The 22268-nt window shown below is 33.7% G+C and carries 20 protein-coding genes; 11 read left to right on the top strand and 9 right to left on the bottom strand.

The annotated features are described in order from the left end of the window. Nucleotides 1-7: 7 nt before the first annotated feature. Complete coding sequence (locus A0O34_RS06655; protein WP_066752836.1) at nt 8-442, bottom strand: hypothetical protein; 435 nt, start codon at nt 440-442, stop codon at nt 8-10. A gap of 277 nt (nt 443-719) precedes the next feature. Here A0O34_RS06655 and eno point away from each other — a divergent pair, with 277 nt between their 5' ends. The 4 genes from eno (at nt 720) to A0O34_RS06635 (ending at nt 6923) form a co-directional block, all read left to right on the top strand. Then, nucleotides 720-2012: a phosphopyruvate hydratase gene (eno, locus tag A0O34_RS06650; protein ID WP_066752833.1), complete on the top strand. Its 1293-nt coding sequence runs from the start codon at nt 720-722 to the stop codon at nt 2010-2012. 83 nt (nt 2013-2095) lie between these two features. Continuing rightward, nucleotides 2096-3382 (top strand): citrate synthase, encoded by a 1287-nt coding sequence (locus tag A0O34_RS06645; RefSeq protein WP_066752831.1) that lies wholly within the window; start codon nt 2096-2098, stop codon nt 3380-3382. Between the two features lie 227 nt (nt 3383-3609). Beyond that, nucleotides 3610-4671 carry a helix-turn-helix domain-containing protein gene (locus A0O34_RS06640; protein WP_066752828.1) on the top strand — a complete coding sequence of 354 codons (1062 nt, stop codon included), beginning with the start codon at nt 3610-3612 and terminating at the stop codon, nt 4669-4671. Between the two features lie 80 nt (nt 4672-4751). Beyond that, entirely contained in the window at nt 4752-6923 is a 2172-nt protein-coding gene (locus tag A0O34_RS06635) for a TonB-dependent receptor domain-containing protein (RefSeq protein WP_066752825.1), read from the top strand. Between the two features lie 40 nt (nt 6924-6963). Here the strand turns inward: A0O34_RS06635 and A0O34_RS22320 are convergent, their stop codons facing one another. Next, entirely contained in the window at nt 6964-7110 is a 147-nt protein-coding gene (locus A0O34_RS22320; RefSeq protein ID WP_157885965.1) for a hypothetical protein, read from the bottom strand. 325 nt (nt 7111-7435) lie between these two features. On the opposite strand from A0O34_RS22320, the gene A0O34_RS06630 reads away from it, so the two are divergent. From A0O34_RS06630 to A0O34_RS06610, 5 genes are all read left to right on the top strand, one after another. Continuing rightward, nucleotides 7436-8350, top strand: a complete 915-nt coding sequence (locus A0O34_RS06630; protein WP_066752814.1) for a dimethylarginine dimethylaminohydrolase family protein — start codon at nt 7436-7438, stop codon at nt 8348-8350. A gap of 93 nt (nt 8351-8443) precedes the next feature. Further along, on the top strand, nt 8444-8845 hold the full coding sequence (locus A0O34_RS06625) for a four helix bundle protein (protein WP_066752808.1): 402 nt from the start codon (nt 8444-8446) through the stop codon (nt 8843-8845). Between the two features lie 79 nt (nt 8846-8924). Beyond that, nucleotides 8925-9848, top strand: a complete 924-nt coding sequence (ctlX, locus tag A0O34_RS06620) for a citrulline utilization hydrolase CtlX (protein WP_066752804.1) — start codon at nt 8925-8927, stop codon at nt 9846-9848. A gap of 46 nt (nt 9849-9894) precedes the next feature. Next, nucleotides 9895-11652, top strand: coding sequence for a discoidin domain-containing protein (locus tag A0O34_RS06615; RefSeq protein ID WP_066752802.1), 1758 nt, complete (start codon nt 9895-9897; stop codon nt 11650-11652). 174 nt (nt 11653-11826) lie between these two features. Further along, nucleotides 11827-13041 carry a serine hydrolase domain-containing protein gene (locus A0O34_RS06610; protein ID WP_066752800.1) on the top strand — a complete coding sequence of 405 codons (1215 nt, stop codon included), beginning with the start codon at nt 11827-11829 and terminating at the stop codon, nt 13039-13041. A gap of 81 nt (nt 13042-13122) precedes the next feature. On the opposite strand, the gene A0O34_RS06605 is transcribed toward A0O34_RS06610, so the two are convergent. The 7 genes from A0O34_RS06605 to recJ all read right to left on the bottom strand — a co-directional run bounded on the left by A0O34_RS06605 (nt 13123) and on the right by recJ (nt 20495). Then, on the bottom strand, nt 13123-13980 hold the full coding sequence (locus A0O34_RS06605) for an alpha/beta hydrolase (RefSeq protein WP_157885964.1): 858 nt from the start codon (nt 13978-13980) through the stop codon (nt 13123-13125). An 84-nt stretch (nt 13981-14064) separates the two neighbouring features. Then, nucleotides 14065-16377 (bottom strand): TonB-dependent receptor domain-containing protein, encoded by a 2313-nt coding sequence (locus tag A0O34_RS06600; protein WP_066752795.1) that lies wholly within the window; start codon nt 16375-16377, stop codon nt 14065-14067. A gap of 243 nt (nt 16378-16620) precedes the next feature. Then, nucleotides 16621-16959 carry a DUF3817 domain-containing protein gene (locus tag A0O34_RS06595; RefSeq protein WP_066752792.1) on the bottom strand — a complete coding sequence of 113 codons (339 nt, stop codon included), beginning with the start codon at nt 16957-16959 and terminating at the stop codon, nt 16621-16623. 5 nt (nt 16960-16964) lie between these two features. Next, nucleotides 16965-17768 carry a hypothetical protein gene (locus A0O34_RS06590; RefSeq protein WP_066752788.1) on the bottom strand — a complete coding sequence of 268 codons (804 nt, stop codon included), beginning with the start codon at nt 17766-17768 and terminating at the stop codon, nt 16965-16967. 6 nt (nt 17769-17774) lie between these two features. Further along, nucleotides 17775-18359 (bottom strand): nicotinate (nicotinamide) nucleotide adenylyltransferase, encoded by a 585-nt coding sequence (gene nadD / locus A0O34_RS06585; RefSeq protein WP_066752785.1) that lies wholly within the window; start codon nt 18357-18359, stop codon nt 17775-17777. Nucleotides 18360-18386: 27 nt separating this feature from the next. Next, entirely contained in the window at nt 18387-18752 is a 366-nt protein-coding gene (locus tag A0O34_RS06580; RefSeq protein WP_066752783.1) for a four helix bundle protein, read from the bottom strand. Nucleotides 18753-18782: 30 nt separating this feature from the next. Continuing rightward, nucleotides 18783-20495, bottom strand: a complete 1713-nt coding sequence (gene recJ / locus A0O34_RS06575; protein ID WP_066752780.1) for a single-stranded-DNA-specific exonuclease RecJ — start codon at nt 20493-20495, stop codon at nt 18783-18785. Nucleotides 20496-20702: 207 nt separating this feature from the next. Between recJ and A0O34_RS06570 the strand changes: the two genes are divergently transcribed. After that, the gene (locus A0O34_RS06570) at nt 20703-21419 is read left to right on the top strand and encodes a ferritin-like domain-containing protein (RefSeq protein WP_066752777.1); all 717 of its coding nucleotides are present in this window, start codon (nt 20703-20705) and stop codon (nt 21417-21419) included. A gap of 26 nt (nt 21420-21445) precedes the next feature. After that, entirely contained in the window at nt 21446-22255 is an 810-nt protein-coding gene (locus tag A0O34_RS06565; protein WP_066752774.1) for a ferritin-like domain-containing protein, read from the top strand. Nucleotides 22256-22268 lie beyond the last annotated feature (13 nt).

The raw sequence follows: 22268 nt of genomic DNA, 5'->3' as shown, positions 1-22268 counted from the left end.
TTATGTTTTAGATTTTGGTTCTTTTTAACTCGATGATGTTGTTGCCTTGCTCAAGATGAAGGCTGTCACCTTTTACTCTTGCCGTCATATCATCTTTTTTATAGATCGTTTCGCCATCTTTCGTTTCTTTCTTTTCCAGTGTGAAAGTTTTTTTGTTGCTTGTGATCGCTACTGTACTTTCTTTCGGATCATTCTTGAAAACTACTTTTACTAAAGCTCCGTCTGTTGCTTTATAAACGAAATCTGTCTTTTCTGTTTTCTGCCCATTCACTTCTATTGTAGATGAATTTACTGTCGAAGAATCTATTTTCCCTTTATTATCAACAATAGTTGTTTCAGAACTATCAGTTTTAATAATATTTTTATTGCCACTTTCAGTCTTGTTGCAGCTTACTAACGATAAAGCAACAAGTGAAACTGTGATTAAAAGTCCTTTTTTCATGTTATTTATTCTTTTTAATGTATTTTGAAAGTTAATTTTCTGTCGTAAAGAAATTAGAATAAATTTAATAAAACAAAAAACAAACCAATAATTATCGCTGAAAATTTAAAAATAAAAATCTTAAGACATGATTTTGTTTAAAAGATGAAATACTGCCTTTTTTACATTTCAATATTAACTAAAATTTAACTTGGAATTGGTCGAAAAGGCAGTCCATTTATGATCAAAAAAGTTAAAAATTGATTAAATTTGTATAAACTATAAAAAAAACGGAAAAATGAGTTACATTTCTTACATAGAAGCGAGACAAATTTTGGATTCAAGAGGAAATCCTACAGTAGAAGTAGATGTATTTACAGAAAGTGGCGCAATGGGTCGTGCTGCAGTACCTTCGGGAGCATCTACAGGAGAACATGAAGCGGTTGAATTACGTGATGGTGGTTCAGAATATATGGGGAAAGGGGTTCTTAAAGCTGTTGAAAACGTAAGAGAAGTAATAGCGCCTGAGTTAGTTGGTCTTCCGGTTTTTGATCAGAATCTTTTAGATCAGATCATGATCGAGCTTGATGGAACACCTAATAAAGGAAGTCTTGGAGCAAACGCAATCCTTGGAGTTTCATTGGCAGCAGCAAAAGCAGCAGCAGCAGAATTGAAAATGCCTTTATATAAATATGTAGGTGGTGTTAATGCTAATACACTTCCTGTTCCGATGATGAACGTTATCAACGGTGGTTCTCACTCTGATGCGCCTATCGCGTTCCAGGAATTTATGGTAATGCCGGTAAAAGCAGATTCTTTCTCTCACGCGTTGAGAAAAGGAACTGAAATTTTCCACAGCCTAAAAGCTATCCTTCATTCAAGAGGTCTTTCTACTGCGGTAGGTGACGAAGGAGGTTTCGCACCAACTTTCAAAGGAACTGAAGATGCTTTGGATACTTTGCTTCAGGCAATTGAAAAAGCGGGTTACAAGCCTGGTGATGATGTTATGATCGCATTAGACTGTGCTGCTTCAGAATTCTATAAAGATGGAATTTATGATTACAGAAAATTCCAGACTCCGGATGCTGCGCAATTTACAAGCAGTGAGCAGGTTTCTTATTTAGCTGATCTTGCAAACAAATATCCAATCATTTCTATCGAAGACGGTATGCAGGAAAATGACTGGGAAGGTTGGAAAATGTTAACTGACAAGATCGGTGACAGAGTACAATTGGTAGGTGACGATTTATTCGTAACTAATGTTGAAAGATTAGCGAGAGGTGTTGAAGAAGGAATTGCCAACTCAATTCTTGTAAAAGTAAACCAAATTGGTTCTCTTTCTGAAACAATGGCAGCTGTACAAATGGCTCAGCACAACAAATTCACTTCAGTAATGTCTCACAGATCGGGTGAAACTGAAGATTCTACAATCGCTGATTTAGCAGTTGCAATGAATTGCGGACAGATCAAAACAGGTTCTGCTTCAAGATCAGACAGAATGGCGAAATACAACCAGCTATTGAGAATTGAAGAAGCTCTTGGTGAAACAGCAATTTTCCCAGGTTTAGGAGCATTTAAGATCAAAAGATAATTGAAATTATAAATAACGGCAAGCGATAATTTTTGTTTGCCGTATTTTATGGAATTTAGTAAATTTAGAAAAAAAATAAATAAATGTCAGACAACAAAGTAATATTGAATTACGACGGTAATTCATATGAATATCCAATCGTGGATAGTACTATCGGAGACAGAGGGATCGATATTTCAAAACTAAGAGACCAAACAGGTTTAATCACTCTAGATTTAGGTTACAAAAATACAGGAGCTACATTAAGTGACATCACTTACTTAGACGGAGATAAAGGAGAATTATTCTACAGAGGATATCCTATCGAGCAGATTGCTGAAAAGTCTAACTTCACAGAAGTAATGTACCTTTTGTTACACGGTGAATTACCAACTTCAGATCAATTCAATACCTTCAACGGTAATATCAAAAAATATAACTTCGTAGCAGAGGAGATGAAAAAAATCATCGATGCTTTCCCTCGTTCTGCTCACCCAATGGGAGTTTTATCTTCTTTAACTTCTGCTTTAACAGCCTTCAACCCGAAAGCTGTTAACGTAAACTCTAAAGAAGAGATGGATCTTGCTGCAGAATTGCTTATTGCTAAATTTGCTCACCTTGCTGCTTGGACATACAGAAAAACTCTAGGTTTACCATTAAACCACGGAGATAACAATCTAAACTATGTAGAGAATTTCTACAAAATGGCTTTCAGACAACCAAATGCTGATTTCGAAATCAATCCAGTGGTAGTTGGAGCTTTAGATAAATTATTAATTCTTCATGCTGACCATGAGCAAAACTGTTCTACATCTACTGTAAGAATGGTAGGTTCTGCTCACACAGGTCTTTTTGCTTCAGTTTCTGCTGGTATTTCTGCACTTTGGGGGCCACTTCACGGTGGTGCAAACCAAGCGGTTATCGAAATGCTTGAATTGATCGAAAAAGATGGTGGAGACGTTAACAAGTGGGTTGAAAAAGCGAAAGACAAAAACGACAGCTTCCGTTTGATGGGATTCGGACACAGAGTTTACAAAAACTTCGACCCAAGAGCGAAAATTATCAAAAAAGCTGCTGACGATTTATTAATTGCATTAGGAATTGAAGACAAAGCGCTTGATATTGCTATGCAACTAGAAAAAGTAGCATTGGAAGATGAGTACTTCATCGAAAGAAAACTATATCCAAACGTAGATTTCTATTCAGGAATCATCTACAGAGCGTTAGGAATTCCTACAGAAATGTTTACAGTAATGTTTGCATTAGGAAGACTTCCAGGCTGGATCGCTCAATGGAAAGAAATGAGAATTAAAGGAGATCCAATCGGAAGACCAAGACAGGTTTACCAAGGAGCTCAAAAAAGAGACTATATCGATTTAGTAAACAGATAATATTTGTTTCAGATCAGTACAAATCCCAAAGTTATGCTTTGGGATTTTTTTGTTTAATGATTTCGTTGATATAATTTCTGCTTTGTTTCTTTGAAAAAGTTGATATTATGAACGTTTACTCGTAGTCAATTTTAAAATATCACTGAACAATAATATTTTACTTAATTATCTGAAATTGAACCTAAGAAAATCATTAAATTTACTTTTCATGAAAAATTAATTTAACAATGAGTTTCGGACAGCAAATGTTATTCTTCTTTAGTGCGATAGGAGCCTTTAATGGGCTTCTACTTGGACTTTATTTGGTGTTTATTAAGAAACTAAAATATATTCCGGATTTCTTTTTGGGATTAATTTTATTGACTTTAAGCATCAGAGTAGGGATTTCTGTTTGTATTTATTTCTATCCGGACTGGCCTCTAATTATTCCACATTTGGGATTGTCAGCGCTCTTTTTTACAGGTCCGGCTTTGTATTATTATATTCGTTCTTCTTTTTTACAAGAACAGTTTGATCTTAAAAAATCTAGACAATCCTTTGGTATCCTGACTTTGATTCTTGGTACAGTCGGACTTTTGTATCTTATTTTTCCTGTTACTTGGGATAGATATTTTGCAACATTTATTTATGGGGTCTGGACGGTTTTTATTTTTCTATCCGTTTATAAATATTATATTTTTTCAAAGAAAGATGCTAAGAAACTGACGCAATATATTCTTCCGGTTTTAATAAGTAATGTAATCATCTTTTTAGCTTATCAGCTCATGTCCACAGGTTGGATTCCGATATATTGTGCGGGAGGGAGTCTTGTATTTTCTTTAATTTTATATGGTAATATCCTGATTTTATTCAACAATAAATATCGATCCGCAGCAGTAAAAGAAGAGCGTAAATATTCTAATAAAAAGATATCGGACGAACAGGCTGAAAACTTTGTTTCAAAATTAGAAAGGTTGATGGATATGGAAGAACTGTATAAAAACCCGAATTTGAAATTAAGTGATCTGGCTATGAAAATGAATATTTCAGCCCATCAGCTTTCGCAATTATTAAATGATAACTTGGAAAAAAGTTTCGCAACATACATCAATGAATACAGAATCAGCGAAGCGTGTGAAAAAATTGAAAATGGCTCGTATCTGAAATTTGAAGAAATTGGATATGAGGTTGGATTCAATTCTAAATCTACATTTTTTTCCACTTTCAAGAAAATAAAAAACACAACGCCACTTCTTTACAAACAATCTCAACTGGCTTCTGAGCCTAGGTTTCAGAGTTTAGATTTATAATTCTGTACTTCGGAATTTAAACATCAAAACCTAATTTTTACCGGCATCCAATACTTTTGGCTTCATAAAATTTAAAGTTTATGTACGCCAAATTATGGATTTTTATCTTGTCGCTATTCTTGTCATTTTTTGCAAAGTCTCAAGAAATTCTCAATGCAAAAGTTTCCGATTCTATAAAACAAAAAGATTCGATCGCAACTATTTCTGAAGTTATTATACAATCTTCGCGGAGAGATTTAAAGCTCAATGATGGAAATATTGTGATGAGTGTTTCTGGGAATAAAGATTTTAAAACATCCACAAATATTCTCGAAGTTTTAAGAAAAACTCCTGGTGTGACGATAGATTCGGAAAATGGAATTTTTATGGGAGGAAGAATTAATCCTGCAATTTTTATTAATGGGAAACCTGTTCTAATGAGTAATCAGGAATTGCAGTCTTATCTTAGATCTCTGTCGCCGGAAATGGTAGAATCTATTGAAGTAAATGCGAATCCATCTTCAAAATATGATGCCGAATTTAAAGGGATTATTGATATTAAATTAAAGAAAAATACCAATCTGGGCTGGAAAGGAAATTATATTGGAAACACCAGCATCAATAAATTTAATTATAAAGAAAATAGCCTGAATCTTTCTTACAATACTGAAAAGATAGGCTATACTCTACAGTTAGGTTATAACAACGGAATTTCAACATATCGCTATAACGCGCTGCAACGTTTAGCAAATACGAATGTTATGAGAACACAGACTTACCAAAAAGATGATGCGGAAATTTATGCTATTCAGATGGGAGTTGATTATAAATTGAATGATAAGAATAGGTTTGGAGTCAATGTAAGGGGGAACTTTAGAGATAGTGAGCGGATTCGTTTAGGCTCATTGTATACGGTTAATAAAGATGAAACGCAGTTGGTTTTTAATACAGAAAGTAAAAATCCTACGAACTATTTTCAAGATAATTACGGAGTAACTACAGATTATTCTTTCCAGCATAAAAATTTTAAACTGAGCTTTTTAGGTAACTATCTTTCGGTTGAAAATAAGCAAAAAGACGATTTTCTGAATAATGATATGCCAACTTCACAGCTTTTATCCTATTGGAAATCTGATCTCCTCAACAAGATTAGTATTTATACAGGGCAAGTTGATGTTTCTCAAAAAATAGGAGGTGCTACTTTTGAGGCGGGTGCAAAATTCAGTGATACTAAAACGAATAATATGATTAGATATGATACGTTGGCGGTAGATAAACAATTCATTTTTGATCCAACGAGAAGCAATCAATTTTCATACAAAGAGAGAATATTTGCAGGATATTTGGCATACAGTCGGAAATTTAATAAGCTTCAGATCAATGCGGGATTAAGATTTGAAAATACTCAAAGTATTTCTAATGCTGTAACGATAGACTCTGTTGTGGCGAGAAATTATCTGAAATGGCTGCCATCTTTTAGTGCAAGTTATGCATTCAACAAATCTAATGAGCTTTCATTCTCTTACAGCAGAAAAATTACAAGACCGGTTTTTTCACAGCTCAATCCTTTTAGGTTTTATTATAGTCCGCTGAATTATTGGATTGGAAACCCTTACCTGCAACCCTCTTTTACCAATCAGATTAAAGCAACCTATCGATATAAAAATTGGGTAACAGCTTTCACTGTTGGAAAAGAAACAGATGTGATGGTACGTTATCCTATCTACAATCCTGAAACTAATGTTTTGGAGTTTTTAGGAACCAATCTGCCGTATCGGAATTTTGCGACTTTAGAAATGAGTTTTCCCATAAAAATAGCGAAATGGTGGAATGTAAACAGCCAGATCGTGGGATATTATAATCATGAATTCAGACCTTATCTGGATGAAATCTTTGCCTTAAAAATTTATAATTATGAGATTCGATTAAATCAGGTTTTCTCTTTGCCAAAAGGCTATACGGTTAATGTTTTTACAAATTATGAATCTAAAACGGGAAATAGTTTGTATATAATTAAGCTGAGATATACAGTAGATATTTCAGTTCAAAAAGCTTGGTTTGATAATAAACTGAATACGAAAATAAGCTTTAATAATATTTTTGATTCTTATGATCAACGTATGGAATTCAGACATAAACAGATTATGGATACCCGATTTACACATTGGTGGGATACTCAAAGATTGATATTTTCTTTAAGTTATAACTTTGGAAGCTCAAAATATCAGACAAAAGATATACAGAAGACAGAAGAAGAGAACAGAGCAAGATAAAATAAACCCCACTTTTAGGAAGTGGGGTTTATATTTTTAATTAAGGACATTGGCATCTGTCGCATGTCCAGATATAGCATTTTCCTGAGTCATCCCATTCGCAGCAGCGTCTTGCCCCACCGATTGCGATGCCTCCTACAATTGATTTTTGTTGATCTCTTCCTAATTTTTGTGCATGTTTCAGCACTGGATTTTTCTTGTTCATGATTTTGTGATTTGATGTTAATAGTTAAATTTAATTTTTCGCGAAAACTATATCACTAAGATAGGAATTTATTTTAAATGTGAATAAAATTTTAAACGTAAATTAATAATTAGCAATATGTTATATCTAAAATTATCTTTCAAATCCTTTGATGGAAGCAATTAAATCTGTCTTTAATTCGAAAAACTTAACTAAAAACTGTAGAACTGAGATTTTGCAGTATAAAATTAAAGCTTGTTTATAAAACGGCTCAAAAGTTTCCTAAATACAGACCTTTACTTATATTTGTAGTATTGCATAAATCTTTATGAAACTAAACATTAAAAACGAAACGGGAAGGCTGAAATCAGTAGTTTTAGGCCAACCCAATTCAATGGGATCTGTTCCCACGCTTGAGGAAAGCTATGATGCCAAGTCATATTACTCAATCGAAAACAACATGTATCCAAAAGAAGAGGATATCATCAATGAAATGAATGCTTTTGAAGCAGTTTTGAAAAAATATGATGTAGAGGTGCTGCGTCCGAGTATCATTAAAGATTACAATCAGGTTTTCGCAAGAGATGTAGCTTTTGTGATCGATGATAAAATGATTATTTCAAACGTCATTGCAGACAGAGCCGATGAGCAGGAAGCTTACAAAAATGTTTACGAAAAAGTAGCATGGAGAACAATAATCAACCTTCCGGAAACAGCCCACATTGAAGGCGGTGATGTGATCGTTTGGAACGATTTTCTTTTCATTGGGACATGTTTCAGTGAAGATTACAGAAATTATAAAACTGCAAGAACAAACGAATACGCGATTGAAATTCTAAAGGAATATTTTCCAAAAAAGAGAATTATTGATTTGGAATTAAAGAAAAATGACAGAATTCCATATGAAGGAATTTTACATTTAGATTGTACATTCAACCCGGTTGGGAAAGATAAATGCATCATTTATAAAAACGGTTTTGTGGATGAAAGTGATTACCGTTTGATCATTGATATTTTTGGAGAAGAAAACTGTTTCCATGTCACAGACGAGGAAATGTTTGAAATGTGTCCGAATATTTTCTCAATTTCACCCGAAATTGTAGTATCAGACAAAGCTTTTACAAGAATGAACAATCACCTAAGAAACGAATGGGGAATGACGGTTGAAGAAATTCCGTACAGAGAAATTTCTAAAATGGGAGGATTGTTGAGATGTTCTACGATGCCGCTTGTTAGGGAGTAGGAGTGTAGTAGAGTTTTAGAGTGGGAGAATGTTAGTGTTTGAAGGTTTATAAAAGTATTTGTTTTTTTTTCTATTTTAGTTGAAAATACAAATATGTCAATAATTAAATTTCATCAGGATCTGAAGGTTTTTCAAAAATCTGTTGATGTGGCTATGATTATTTATGAACTTTCGAAATCTTTTCCTAAAGAAGAATTTTATTCTCTTACCGATCAAATCAGGAGATCTTCAAGGTCGGTTTCTGCAAATATCAGTGAAGCTTGGGGAAAAAGAAAATATGAAAAATCTTTTGTAGCCAAACTTACAGATTCTGAAGGTGAAGCGAGAGAAACCCAAACATGGCTTCTATTTGCTCTAAAATGTAACTACATTAATGAAGAACAATTTAATAATTTAAACAATCAGTATAATCAAATAATTGGGATGTTGGTCAATATGATGAGTCAGTCACAAAGTTGGTGTTCATTTTCATCAGTAAATCAAGGCGAAAAATAATTTACACTAAAACACTAAAACACTAAAACACTAAAACACTCAGACTCTCAAACCCAAAACACCCTCAAACTCAAAACAAATGCAGACAACAGATACAGTATTAATGATAGAGCCGATTGCATTCGGTTACAATGCAGAGACGGCGGAAAACAATTATTTTCAGGTTGAACAGAAAGGTTCTGATATTCAATCTAAGGCTTTGGCAGAATTTAATATTTTCGCTGAGAAATTAAGGAACAAAGGAATCAATGTGATCACTGTAAAAGACACGATAGATCCTCACACACCGGATTCAATTTTCCCGAATAACTGGGTGAGTTTTCACAAGGACGGGAAAGTAGTTTTATATCCGATGTTCGCTTCAAACAGAAGAGTAGAAAGAAGAGAAGATATTATTGAAACGATCAAAGGTCAAGGTTTTGAGGTTTCTGAAATTGATGATTGGTCATTGCCGGAAATCCAAGGTCACTTTTTGGAAGGAACAGGAAGTATGATTTTTGATCACGATAATAAATTGGCTTACGGTTCGGTTTCTTTAAGATTGGATGAAAGGTTATTCAGAGAATTCTGTGATAAATATGGTTTTACACCTGTTGTTTTTCATTCTTTTCAGACAGTAGGATCAGAAAGGCTTCCGATTTATCATACCAATGTTATGATGTGTGTTGCTGATAAATTCGTGGTAATTTGTCTAGACTGTATCGATAATGAATTGGAAAGAAGCAAAGTCATCGAAACCATTAAAAATTCTGGAAAAGAAATCATTGAAATCTCTGAAGAGCAAATGCAGCAATTTGCAGGAAATATGCTTCAGGTACAAAATAATGAAGGTGAAAAATTTTTAGTGATGAGTCAGACTGCATTTAAGTCTTTAAATGAAAATCAGGTTTCAGCAATTGAAAAATACTGTGAAATTATTTATTCAGATTTAAATACAATTGAAGTAAACGGTGGTGGAAGTGCACGTTGCATGCTTGCCGAAGTTTTCTTGCCAAAAAAATAAGGTTTAAAATATATTATTAACGGGATGAAAAAAGTGAAAAGTGCTTATGAAAACGAAAATTATGCTATTGATGGCTCTGTTGCCATTCTTTTTTATCAATGCTCAGCAGAAAACATTCTGTAATCCGATCAATATTGATTATGGATATACACCGTTCAAGAATTTTTCGAATCAGGGGAAACACCGTGCAACAGCTGATCCGGTGATCGTTAATTTTAAAAACAAATTATTCCTTTTTTCAACCAATCAGGAGGGGTATTGGTATAGCGACGATATGCTGGATTGGAAATTTGTGAAAAGAAAATTCCTTCGAGACAACAAATATACTCACGATCTTAATGCACCTGCAGTTTGGGCGATGAAAGATACTTTGTATGTCTACGGCTCAACTTGGGAACAGGATTTCCCCATCTGGAAAAGTACAAACCCAACAAAAGATGACTGGCATATTGCTGTCGATACTTTAAAAGTTGGAGCTTGGGATCCGGCTTTTCATTATGATGAGGACAAAAATAAGCTGTATTTATATTGGGGCTCAAGCAATGAATGGCCTTTGTTAGGTACAGAAGTTAAAGTTAAAAATTTGCAGTCTGAAGGTTTTGTAAAACCTATTTTAAGGTTAAAACCTGAAGATCACGGTTGGGAACGTTTCGGAGAATATAACGATAATGTTTTCTTGCAGCCTTTTGTAGAAGGTGCTTGGGTTACAAAACACAACGGTAAATATTATATGCAGTATGGCGCTCCGGCAACAGAATTCAGTGGATATTCTGATGGAGTTTATGTAAGTAAAAATCCTCTTGAAGGTTTCGAATATCAGCAACACAACCCATTTTCATATAAACCGGGAGGTTTTGCGAGAGGGGCTGGACACGGAGCAACTTTTGAGGATAATTTCAAAAATTGGTGGCATATTTCAACGATATTTATTTCAACTAAAAATAATTTTGAAAGAAGATTGGGGATTTGGCCTGCAGGATTTGATAAAGATGATGTGATGTACACGAATACAGCTTATGGAGATTATCCTACATTCCTTCCACAATATGCTCAAGGGAAAGATTTTTCTAAAGGTCTTTTTGCAGGTTGGATGTTGTTGAATTACGATAAACCCGTTCAGGTTTCATCTACTTTGGGTGGTTACCATTCAAACAATGCGGTGGATGAAGATATTAAAACGTATTGGAGTGCTAAAACAGGAAATTCAGGAGAGTGGTTTCAAACGGATCTAGGAGAAGTTTCTACGATCAATGCGATTCAGATTAATTATGCGGATCAGGATGTTGAGTTTATGGGTAAAACTTTAGGCAAAATGCATCAGTATAAAATTTACGGTTCAGACGACGGTAAAAAATGGAATGTCATTGTTGATAAAAGCAAAAATACCAAAGACGTTCCTCACGATTATGTGGAATTAGAGAAACCTGCAAAAGCGAGATTCCTGAAAATGGAAAACTTAAAAATGCCAACAGGAAAATTTGCATTAAGCGGTTTCAGAGTATTCGGAAAGGGAGCGGGAATAGCACCCGCAAAGGTTGAAAACTTTGTTCCATTAAGGGCTGATCCTAAAAAATTTGGTGAAAGAAGAAGTATCTGGATGAAGTGGCAGCAAAATCAGGATGCAGACGGATATATAATCTATTGGGGAAAATCTCCTGATAAAATGTACGGAAGCATCATGGTATACGGAAAGAATGAATATTTCTTCACCGGAGCAGACAGAGTAGATTCTTATTATTTCCAAATCGAGGCTTTCAATGCTAATGGTATTTCGGAAAGAACGGAAGTTGTAAAATCAGAATAACATTTTAAAGATATTTATTTAAGCCTCTCAGGATTTGATTCTGAGAGGTTTTGTTTTTAGTATGATAATCATATTCAATAAATTAATGAATATTTTAATCTATAATCTCCATTAGATGAAATATTTCTAAAAAAAATGCCGAAATTTACAGCATAAAATAATTAAAACTAAACCATGAAAAAACTTAAACTTCTGTCACTTTCATTATTCCTGCCTTTTATTTTAGGTTGTAGTGATAATGAGGCTGAAAAAAATTATCAAATTGAAGTGGATGCAGCTGTGAAGAATATTCATGCCAACCTTCAAAAGGATCTTAATACTGATGTTCCTTCGTTAAGCGTTTATGTCGTTTCTCCAAAAGGAACTTATTTTAGTACAATTAAAGGAACAAATGGTTCTGTTGTTACTCCAAATACATATTTTCGTTTTGCGAGCAATACAAAAAACTTTACTTCAACCGCTATTTTGAAAATGATGCAAGACGGTTGGCTTAAACTTGATGATAAAATCACAGCAAATATTCCGGGAACGACTGTTCCTTACACGCCGGATGTTGCAGATTGGGATTTTCCGAATAAGAATCTTATAACCATTCGTCAGATTTTACAGCACAATGCCGGAATTTATGATGTAACGAATGATCCTTCTCAATATGACGTGAATGGTGAAACGTATACAGATTATATGCTAGAAAATTTCCCAGATCATCAGTTTACGGCAAGTGAATATGTCAAAATTTTGAAAGATCATAACCTTACCTATGGAGTTCCAAATTCTGTTTATCATTATTCAAACACAGGATTTGCTATTTTAAGCGAGATTATTGCAAGGATCTATTCTCAAAAGACAAGTTCTTCAAAAACATATGGAGATTACATGTATGATCAAATTGTTGGCCCGGGAACAAAAAAACCTCTTGGTATCAAGTTTCCTGAGTTAGCATCTGATAAACAATTGCCTTCACCTTACGTAAAAGGTTTTATTAAATATGCCAATCATAACGAAATTACCGATCAAAAAAACGCAAGTGCCCACATCGGAGAGGGAAATGGAGTAGGAACGATGGTGATGCTTACAGATTATATCAGAAGTTTAATGAAAGGTCAAAATGTGTTATATGCTTCAAGTGCTGAACTGATGAGAACGAGCAAAGGGGCGGCTACAACTTCCGGATATGCGTTGGGATGTTCTAATTTTGCAGGCATCGGATATGGTCATAACGGAGCAACAGAAGGCTATCTATCCTTAATGACTTATGATCCAACGAATGATGTTTCTGTGATTGTATTATTACCATATTGGGATTTGAGCAGTACTGCTAATTTTACAAAATGCTTGAATACGTTAAATGTCACAGGTCTTGAAGTGAAAAAAGTACTGGGATATTAAAAATAAAGAATTGCTGAATTAAGCAGTTTTTCTCTAAACCTAACAGGTTTTTAAAACCTGTTAGGTTTGATTTTTTCAAAATTATTTCTTATCAATTTTTTTCAAAAACGCATCAATTTTATTCATTAAAAAAGAAGCATTATTTTTTTTGTCCCAATCAAGATGTCCGCCATTGAATTCGAAAGATTCATTAACGACCTTGTTTTTATTTAAAAGAGAATCTAATATTTGCTTTTGAGATAATGGGATGATCTGATCATTATTTCCATAATAGGAAAGTGTTGGAGCTGAAGTGCTGTTTATCGAATGTGTCGGACTGGCAAAATTCATCATTGATACATCAGAGGAAAGACTTTTAGGATCAATTAAATGTTTTTCAACAAAAGAATAATCCGTATATTTTTTAAAATTGGGATCAGACAAATCGGATGGGCCAACAATATTAATCACTGCTTTTACTTTTCTAGCCTGATCAAATTTATAAGCATAAAGCATGGATAAATGCCCGCCCGCGCTGTTTCCTAAAAGAATGAATTTGGGTTTATATTGTAATGTTTTTTCTAAATAAAGCATTGTATTATTGATGTCCTCGGTCTGATTTGGGATTGCAAAACGTGAAGTTGAAGCCAATCGATAATCAATATTAGCAAAAATATGATTCGGGAATTTCTGCATCATTGATAAAGTGAAGAATGATAAATGAGATTTTTCTCCACCACGCCATCCGCCGCCATGTATGATGATAAAAACGTCAGGTTTAGAATTTAAACTGTTTTTCGGAATGTAAAGATCCATTTTTTGTTCTGAATCTTTTCCATAAGAAACATTTTCCTCGCTTTCAAAAGAAATTTCCTTACCGAGATTTATAGTTTTTTTCCTACAGCTTGTAGTGAACAGCAACATAAAGAAGCACCCGAAAATTACAATTAAGTTTTTCATAGACATTAAAGATAAAAAACTCGCTGATTTCTCAACGAGTTACTGTACAAAATAATTTATATGAAGAATGATAATGATTGTTTTCTATCTTGTTCTGCTTTTGATGGCGTCAGAAGCTCCTTCGATGTCTCTTACTTTTTTCACTTTCTGGTTTCCGAAGTTATAAGTAATGCTCACAGTTACTCCTCTTCTGAACTGATCGTTTTTTACGTAATTGTAGTTTCCGTTGTCTTGGTAATCTTCAATTTCAACAACGTTTGTTCTAAATACATCGCTTACGTTTACAGCGAATGTCCAGTCGTTCCAGTTTTTCTTTAAACTTAAATCTAAGCTCATTAGATCTTTTAACATCCCCAATTCGATTTGTTGTTTGTCAACATAGAAATAATTTACGCCTAAGAACCAAGTTTTCTTTTTGTCTAAACGAATCGTGTTATTGGTTTGAATAACGATACTCGTAGAACGTATTTTATTTTCATAAGTAGGGAAAACATCTCCTGAAGTTGGGTCAACACTTAAACTTCCGTTATTAATATTATGTTGAAGTCCGATGTTGAAATTAGCTGTTAAATATTGTTTAAAGAATGTTTTCTGAATACCTAACATTGCAGACATTTCCTGCTTGTCTCCAAAATTGGTACGGATATATCTAAGTTGTTTGTGAGGATCCATGATGGGTTGATTGTTTTCATCTAAAACAGGATTTCCCATTTCATCCAGTCTTTTTTTCAAAATATCTCGCTGTAACGGAACCTGTGTAATTACATCTTTATATAATGAGTGGTTTAATATCAGGAAGTAAGAACTATTAAACATATACGTTAATTCCTGATTATAAGTTGAAGATGCTTTCACAAAAGGGTTATTTTGAGTATAATTATCTTCTGTCAGGATGTTTCTTACAGGATTTATTTCCCAGAAGCTCGGTCTTCTCATTCTGCTTGAAAAGGCATAAGAAATATTGTTTTTATCATTGATTGCATAATTAAAACTTACATAAGGCAACAAGTTATTATACTTTCTTTCAATTCTCTGAAGATCCGGAGTGGCTGCGTTGTCCGATGTTCCTACACTGTTTGTAATTTCATATCTCGCTCCCACTTTTCCTGAAAATTTATCGTTAAATTTCTTTTCAAGCGTTAAATAAACTCCGTAGATATTTTCATTATAAACAAAGTGATTGGGCGTTGGTGTATTTGTTATGCCTTGTAAATTCCCGAATTTATCGTAAGCATAATCAAGAGTATTGTTTTTTGTATCGTTATTGGTTTTTGTTTTGTTGTAATTTCCTCCTACAGATACAGTGAAATCATTTTTGAATTTTTTGTTATAATCAACGGTTCCTGAAAAGTTATTGATGATCTGTGGAAGATCCTGAAATGTCTGTCTTCCCAATCTTATGTCGTTGCCATAAACATCAGAAAGGATTGTTCTGTTGTCTGTAAACTGAAATCTTTTATAGTTTAAATAAGCGGCATTAATGTTTAATTTACTACCTAAAGAATCCGTTTTCAATTCATAGTTTAGATTGACAGAATTATTATAAGATCTTGCATCTTCTTTGTTTCTGGATCTTGTGTAGTTCATAACGTAATCGTCATTCTTTTTGTCGTAAGATCTGGTTGTATTAAACAAATCTACGGTAGAATTATAACTTTTATTCGCCCAAGTATTCCATGATAGAGCTAAATTGCTGTTGTCATTCAATTGATAATCAATGTTTAAATAACCTCCAAGATTTTTGTTAGGATCATTAATGTCACCTACAGATTCGTTTGAGGATAAATCGTTTCCGTTTCTTAGCACATAAGATTGTCCTTGGATATTTTCACCACCACTCAAATTAGCGCTGATTCCCAACTTATCTTTTCTATAGTTTGCAGAGAAACTCGCATTGCTTCCGTTGAATTTATTTTGAGAGTTAGACATTCTCATGTTTCCGCTCAAACCGTCGCTCATTTTTTTCTTTAAAACGATATTGATGATTCCGTCTGAAGATTCTACCTGAAATTCACTTCCCGGAACAGTAATTACCTCAATTTTCTGAATGTTTTCTGCTGGCGTATTTTTTAAGAATTGAACCAAAGAATCCGCATCCATATTGCTTTTTCTACCATTGATATAGATTAAAGCATTATTCTTTCCTGCAATTTTCAATGTTTTATCGTCAGTAGAAGAGAGTAGTGGAGTTTGCTTTAAGATATCGAAAGTAGTATTTCCTTTCGTAACCGGTGAAGCGGCAACATCATACACAAAACGGTCACTTTGTTTTTTGAAAACCTGTTTAGTTAAAGTAACGCCTTCTATACTTTTAGTTTTTAAAGTATCTGATTTTTTTTCTTGTGCGAAGGTCAATCCGCTGAAAAATATGGCTGCGATAAGAATTTGAGTTTTCATGATAATCGTTTTAGAGAGTTTAATAGCTTGTATCTGTTATTATTTTACATTGCAAAGATATGTAATAAATTTAGTATCTTGCAATACAAAGTAGTAAAAATATTTTAATGATTATTTTAACATGTTGATTTACAGTGGTTAAAATTTAAATAGAAATTTTGATGTACTTTGATTTTCTACATAATAAGACAACTGTAACAATGATTTTGTTACAGCGAAATATGAAATTGTTGAAAATAAATTTTATTCTCTATCGAAACGAGCTAATTTTTTATCAACCCAGATAGTCGCGAAAGGAAAGAAAGCGGATAATAATGCGAAGACAAAATCTTCATCATCCCAATTATAAATTTTTCTTGCCGGAAGACAAAGTAAAAGATAAAGGGTAAAGAAAAGTCCATGCAAACTTCCAATAACACTTATGAAAATGATGGAATATAAATTTTCATCATAACGAATCCAGATCATGGCAACTCCATATAATAAAACACAGGAAATTGCTTCTGCCACGCAGATTTGTTTAAACCATTTAATGATTTTTTCCTGAGAATATTTTGAGAATATTTTATCGATGAAGTCCATTTAAGTTATTTATAATAGATTTTGAAAGAAGTTCTTGTGCCATTATATAAAGCAGCCCTTGATGAAAGAGTAAAGTTACTCGATTCTATGAAATTTCTAATTCTTTTTTCGAAATATGGAATAAACTGTTGATTATAATTATTTACAATATGATGTTTAAACCCATTTATTTTTAAAACATTTGTATTTTCGTCTAACTCTAACCCCACCTCAGTAAATGATTCGTTTTCTTTTGAGGAAGTTTTATAATTAGTTGGATAATTGAATTTTTTGAAAAAACATTCATTAAGCAATTTATCAGCTATAGAATAATTTCCCTCATACATCCAATCTAGATGGTCATTATGTTCAAAAAGTATAGTAGGATTCTTAACTGCATAACTCAAAATAGACTGCCTCACCAATTCATCAATAAAGACTTGACCAAATTTATCTTCAGTAAACTCTGTCATATAACGATTATAGCATGAATTAGGTGAGTATCCTCCAATATCACTGCCCATCCATGTTCCACCCCAAATGATATTATATTTATTCAAAGAAATTTTAAGTTCTTCTTCTGCTGGAAATTCATCTCCACTTGGAGCTGGTGTATTTATAAAATATTTATTTTGAGTTTTTGAATCATTTACAGCTCTTATGGAATCTTTGCTACATCTTTCGTGATTATATTTTTGCTTTTCCAGAAACCATTGCTTTGCTTTTATTTCACGCTGTTTTCTTATGGAGTCTTCTTTTGAAGCTAAAGTATCTTGCCCAAATAAAGAAAGTTGGATAAAAGCAAAGAATAAAAATAGATAGAATTTCATTTCTTCTTATTTATAAAAATTACTACCGTCCAAATAATCAAAAACTTCCGGAGGCAGCATAGGTCTTACGTTTTTACCGTCTTTAATCATCGTTCGGATCTCCGTTGCAGAAAGTTCTATAACCGGAGCTTTAATTAAAGAAATATTTTCATTTTGAAGATAATCAGAATCTTTTTTCTCTCCATCAAAAACTCTTGGATAAACAATGATATGATGATTTTTGATCAACGTTTCATAGTTTTTCCATTTGTGTAAACTGCTCAGATTATCTTCACCCATAATTAAACTAAAAGAATAGTCTGGATGTTTTTCATGAAGATAAGTCAGTGTGTCAATCGTATAACTCGGCTTTGGAAGAGAAAATTCCACATTAGAAGCTCTCATATTAGGATAATTTTTAATGGAAAGTTGTACCATATCCAATCTGTTATGGTCTTTCAATAAAGATTTTTTGTCCTTGAAAGGGTTTTGTGGACTTACCACAAACCACAATTCTTCCATATCTGAATTTTCTAAAATATAATTAGCCAAAATCAGATGTCCAATATGAATTGGATTAAACGAACCGAAAAATAAACCGATCTTTTTCATATTTCATTAGGGCTTAGGAATAAGCTTTTAGGGTTTAGGGATGGTTTGTAGTTTTGAAATTATTGCATTCAACATCTTTGATATTTCCGTTAACTTTTCATCGAGAATTTGAAACTCTTCCAAATTTAAATAATTTAAATTTTTAGAAATAAGTAATTGTGTCTCCAATTCAGCAGAACTTCCACGGGCAATTTTTAAAAATTGGATATAATCTAATTGAGATCTTCTAGAATGTCCTTCAGCAATATTTGACGGAATTGAAATCGATGAACGACGAATTTGATTCGTAAGACAGTAAATTTCTTCTTTAGGAAAATTCTTTGTGCTGGAGTAAATATCTGTTACAAGCGCTACAGATTTCTGCCAAACAATTAATTCCTTATAATTTCCCATTGCTAAAACCTAAAAGCTGATTCCTAAAACCTAATCCCTGAATTTTACGTCCTTAATATTAAGATAATGTGTCACATTTCCTTTCCAGTGATTCTCTTCTAAAGTGAATACAATATCGAATTTTTTATTTTTAAAATCTTCTACAAACTGACCCAATTTGAAGCCTACACATTCAATATTGCGACCTGTAGATTCCTGTTTAATGTAAAACTTAACGTGATTATTATCTTTCCCCATCGTTTTTACATAACCTGAAAGTTTCTGGTTTTTGATCGCCAAAATAGGTTTCATGTTATGCGGACCAAATGGAGCTAATTTTCTATGGAAATTGATAAACTCTCTGTTCACATCATCAATCTGAATCTCAGAATCTATCAAAATAGAAGGTTCTTTCTGATGTTCTTTGATCTTTTCGGTAACAACTTGTTCAAATTTTATTTTGAAAGCATCAAACTTGTCTTTCTCCATTGAAAGTCCTGCCGCAGCGTGATGACCTCCAAATTTCAGGAAATATTCTGAACAGATGTCCAACGCTTCATGAACATCAAAATCTGAAACAGATCTTGCAGAAGCTACCATTTCACCATTGTTCCCATCGGTGAAAACCAGGGTAGGTTTGTAATACGTTTCAATAAGTCTTGAAGCAACAATTCCGATAACTCCTTTGTTCCATTCAGGATGGTAAACGATAGTTGTCAGTTTGCTTTGTTGTTGAGATTCAATGATTTGGTTCAATGCAGAAAGCGTAGAATTCATATCGAGTTCACGTCTTTCATCATTGAGGTTCATAATATCACCAACAATTTGGTTAGCATGTTTCAAATTATCCGAAACCATCAACTGAACAGCAGCTTTTCCATGGGAAATTCTTCCTGCAGCATTGATTTTCGGCGCAATTTCAAAAACAATATTGGAAATCTCGAAATGAGATAATTTATCTTCCGGAATTAATAATCTTAACCCTAAATTTCTCGTTTTTCTAAGAATTTTAAGTCCCATTTTAGCCAAAACTCTGTTCTCGCCGGTCATAGAAACAATATCAGCTGCAATAGAAATTGCCAGAAGATCTGTTAATTCAAATAATTCGGCATCGGGAAGTTTATAAATGGTATTTAAACCCTGACATAATTTAAAACCAACTCCACAACCAGAAAGTTCTTTGAACGGGTATCTGCAGTCGCGTCTTTTTGGATCTAAAACAGCTACCGCATTCGGAATTTCGTCTCCGGGTAAATGGTGGTCGCAAATGATAAAATCAATGTCTAAACTTTGAGCATAATTGATCATATCAAGTGCTTTGATTCCACAGTCTAAAGCAATAATTAACGAAAAACCGTTTTGCTTGGCGAAATCAATTCCTTCAGTGGAAATTCCGTAACCTTCAGAATTTCTGTCCGGAATATAAAAATCAAGGTATTTTTTCTCAACAATTTTGCTGAGGTATAGGTACATTAAAGCTACGGCAGTAGTTCCATCTACGTCGTAATCTCCGTAAACCATTATTTTTTCACCATTTTCAATAGCGTTTGCAATGCGCTCAACAGCTTTTTGCATATCAGCCATTAAAAACGGACTGTGTATATCGGTAAGATTTGGTTTGAAAAATTCTCTGGCCTTTTGATAATCGTCAATCCCTCTAAGAACGAGGAGTCTAGATTCAAAAGTTCCAAAACCAAGTGACGAACTTAATCCATCCACTATCTCCTCATCGGGTTCAGACTTGTAAATCCATTTTTGACTCATTTCACAAAAATAAGGAAAATATATTTTAAAAACGAGGAATTGTTATCATAAAAAAAATGTTGAAATATTTAATAATCTATTGTTTATCAGTGTTTTGATTGTTTTGTTGAAACTTTTTCAAATAAAATTCAATAAAATTTGAAATAATGAAAACCGAAACAGATTTGCTCTCGTAAGTAAGGTTATAACACTTAAAAAATTAATATTATGAAAAAAACGATCAGTGTTTCAAACAAAGGTGCCACTTTGGATACCGGAAGACGAAACTTTCTTAAACTTGGAGGACTTGGTATTGCTATGGCAGGCCTTGCCCTTGTAGGATGTTCAGATAATGAGTTTGATTATCAGTACATGGATCCAGCCAATAAATTTGATCTCGGTACAGGAGATGTTGGCGTTTTAAACTATGCGTATGCACTTGAACAACTTGAAGCAGATTTTTATACCAAAGTAGTAAACAATTTTTACTCAGGGATTTCTGATGCCGAAAAAACACTTTTTACAGATCTTTATCATCATGAAGTAATTCACAGAGATTTCTTTAAAGCTGCCATCAGCGGAGTAACAACCAATGTGTTGCCAACTTTGGAATTTCAATATCCAAACGTAAATTTCAGTAACAGAGCTTCAGTTTTAGCTACGGCAAAAGCTTTGGAAGACACTGGTGTAGCTGCTTATAACGGAGCAGGAAAATATATTACAAATCCAGATTATTTGGTAATTGCAGGGAAAATCGTTTCTGTTGAGGCCAGACATGCTTCTGCTATCAGAAATTTGATTAATCCGGGTTCTGCTGATTTTTCAGGAGATGATGTAATCAACGCAACCGGGTTGGATGTTGCTAAAGAGCCAACTGAAATTGTAAGTGTGGCCGGAGGATTCATCAAAACGCCATTCACTTGGAAAGAAAGAGGTATTAGCTAAATTATTCATCTTCAAAATCAACAATTATGAACATTCTTAAATTACTAGATAAGCTTTCTAACGATAAATTTTTCACTACAGAATCATCAAGATTAGAAACTCTTACGAATATATCTTCAATCGGTAAAAAAGCGGCAGTTGCTGCTGTACCATTAGGATTGGGAACTTTAATGGCAACTTCTGCGAAAGCGGAAACCACTACAACTTCAGGAACTTATTTTAAAACTCCGTTAACAGATGCTTTACAGCTGGCTTTAACGTTAGAATATCTTGAAGATGAATATTATGCAAAAGGTTTGGGTACTGCAGGTCTTATTCCGAGTGCGGATAAAGTTGTATTTATGCAGATCTCAAAACATGAAACGGCTCACGTTGCCTTTTTGAAAAGTACATTAACTTCTTTAGGCGTAACACCTGGAGCTAAACCGACTTTCGATTTTACTGTTGGTGGTAATTTTTCTCCATTTACAGATTATAATCAATTCCTTATTCTGGCTCAGGCTTTTGAAGATACCGGAGTTAGAGCATACAAAGGACAGGCTGGAAATGTGATGTCTAACAAAGCAGTTTTACAGGCAGCTTTACAGATCCATTCCGTTGAGGCAAGACACGCTTCTCAGGTGAGAAGAATGAGAGCTAATAAAGGCTGGATAGAATTGGCAGATGGTGGAAACATGCCTGCTGCAACCAATGCTGTATATGCAGGTGAAGGTAATACAAATCAAGCCGGATTCAATACGGCAAACGCTTTTGGCGCTGCTGCAGGTTCTGCTGCTTATGACGAAGTTTTAAGTGGTAGTGACGCAACGGCAATTGCATCTTTGTTTATTGTATAAGTGATTTCTTAAT

The organism is Chryseobacterium glaciei (assembly GCF_001648155.1).
Classification (GTDB): Bacteria; Bacteroidota; Bacteroidia; order Flavobacteriales; family Weeksellaceae; genus Chryseobacterium; species Chryseobacterium glaciei.
This window is presented reverse-complemented; position numbering and strand designations above follow the sequence as displayed.

Bases quoted from the DNA above. Each gene is read 5' to 3' on its own strand.
- ctlX (WP_066752804.1), top strand. From the start codon at position 8,925: ATGCAGACAACAGATACAGTATTAATGATAGAGCCGATTGCATTCGGT.
- A0O34_RS06615 (WP_066752802.1), top strand. From the start codon at position 9,895: ATGAAAACGAAAATTATGCTATTGATGGCTCTGTTGCCATTCTTTTTT.
- eno (WP_066752833.1), top strand. From the start codon at position 720: ATGAGTTACATTTCTTACATAGAAGCGAGACAAATTTTGGATTCAAGA.
- A0O34_RS06605 (WP_157885964.1), bottom strand. From the start codon at position 13,980: ATGAAAAACTTAATTGTAATTTTCGGGTGCTTCTTTATGTTGCTGTTC.
- A0O34_RS06565 (WP_066752774.1), top strand. From the start codon at position 21,446: ATGAACATTCTTAAATTACTAGATAAGCTTTCTAACGATAAATTTTTC.
- A0O34_RS06595 (WP_066752792.1), bottom strand. From the start codon at position 16,959: ATGGACTTCATCGATAAAATATTCTCAAAATATTCTCAGGAAAAAATC.
- A0O34_RS06630 (WP_066752814.1), top strand. From the start codon at position 7,436: ATGAAACTAAACATTAAAAACGAAACGGGAAGGCTGAAATCAGTAGTT.
- A0O34_RS06625 (WP_066752808.1), top strand. From the start codon at position 8,444: ATGTCAATAATTAAATTTCATCAGGATCTGAAGGTTTTTCAAAAATCT.
- A0O34_RS06645 (WP_066752831.1), top strand. From the start codon at position 2,096: ATGTCAGACAACAAAGTAATATTGAATTACGACGGTAATTCATATGAA.
- A0O34_RS06600 (WP_066752795.1), bottom strand. From the start codon at position 16,377: ATGAAAACTCAAATTCTTATCGCAGCCATATTTTTCAGCGGATTGACC.
- nadD (WP_066752785.1), bottom strand. From the start codon at position 18,359: ATGAAAAAGATCGGTTTATTTTTCGGTTCGTTTAATCCAATTCATATT.
- A0O34_RS06590 (WP_066752788.1), bottom strand. From the start codon at position 17,768: ATGAAATTCTATCTATTTTTATTCTTTGCTTTTATCCAACTTTCTTTA.
- A0O34_RS06655 (WP_066752836.1), bottom strand. From the start codon at position 442: ATGAAAAAAGGACTTTTAATCACAGTTTCACTTGTTGCTTTATCGTTA.
- A0O34_RS06570 (WP_066752777.1), top strand. From the start codon at position 20,703: ATGAAAAAAACGATCAGTGTTTCAAACAAAGGTGCCACTTTGGATACC.
- A0O34_RS06635 (WP_066752825.1), top strand. From the start codon at position 4,752: ATGTACGCCAAATTATGGATTTTTATCTTGTCGCTATTCTTGTCATTT.
- A0O34_RS06610 (WP_066752800.1), top strand. From the start codon at position 11,827: ATGAAAAAACTTAAACTTCTGTCACTTTCATTATTCCTGCCTTTTATT.
- A0O34_RS06580 (WP_066752783.1), bottom strand. From the start codon at position 18,752: ATGGGAAATTATAAGGAATTAATTGTTTGGCAGAAATCTGTAGCGCTT.
- recJ (WP_066752780.1), bottom strand. From the start codon at position 20,495: ATGAGTCAAAAATGGATTTACAAGTCTGAACCCGATGAGGAGATAGTG.
- A0O34_RS06640 (WP_066752828.1), top strand. From the start codon at position 3,610: ATGAGTTTCGGACAGCAAATGTTATTCTTCTTTAGTGCGATAGGAGCC.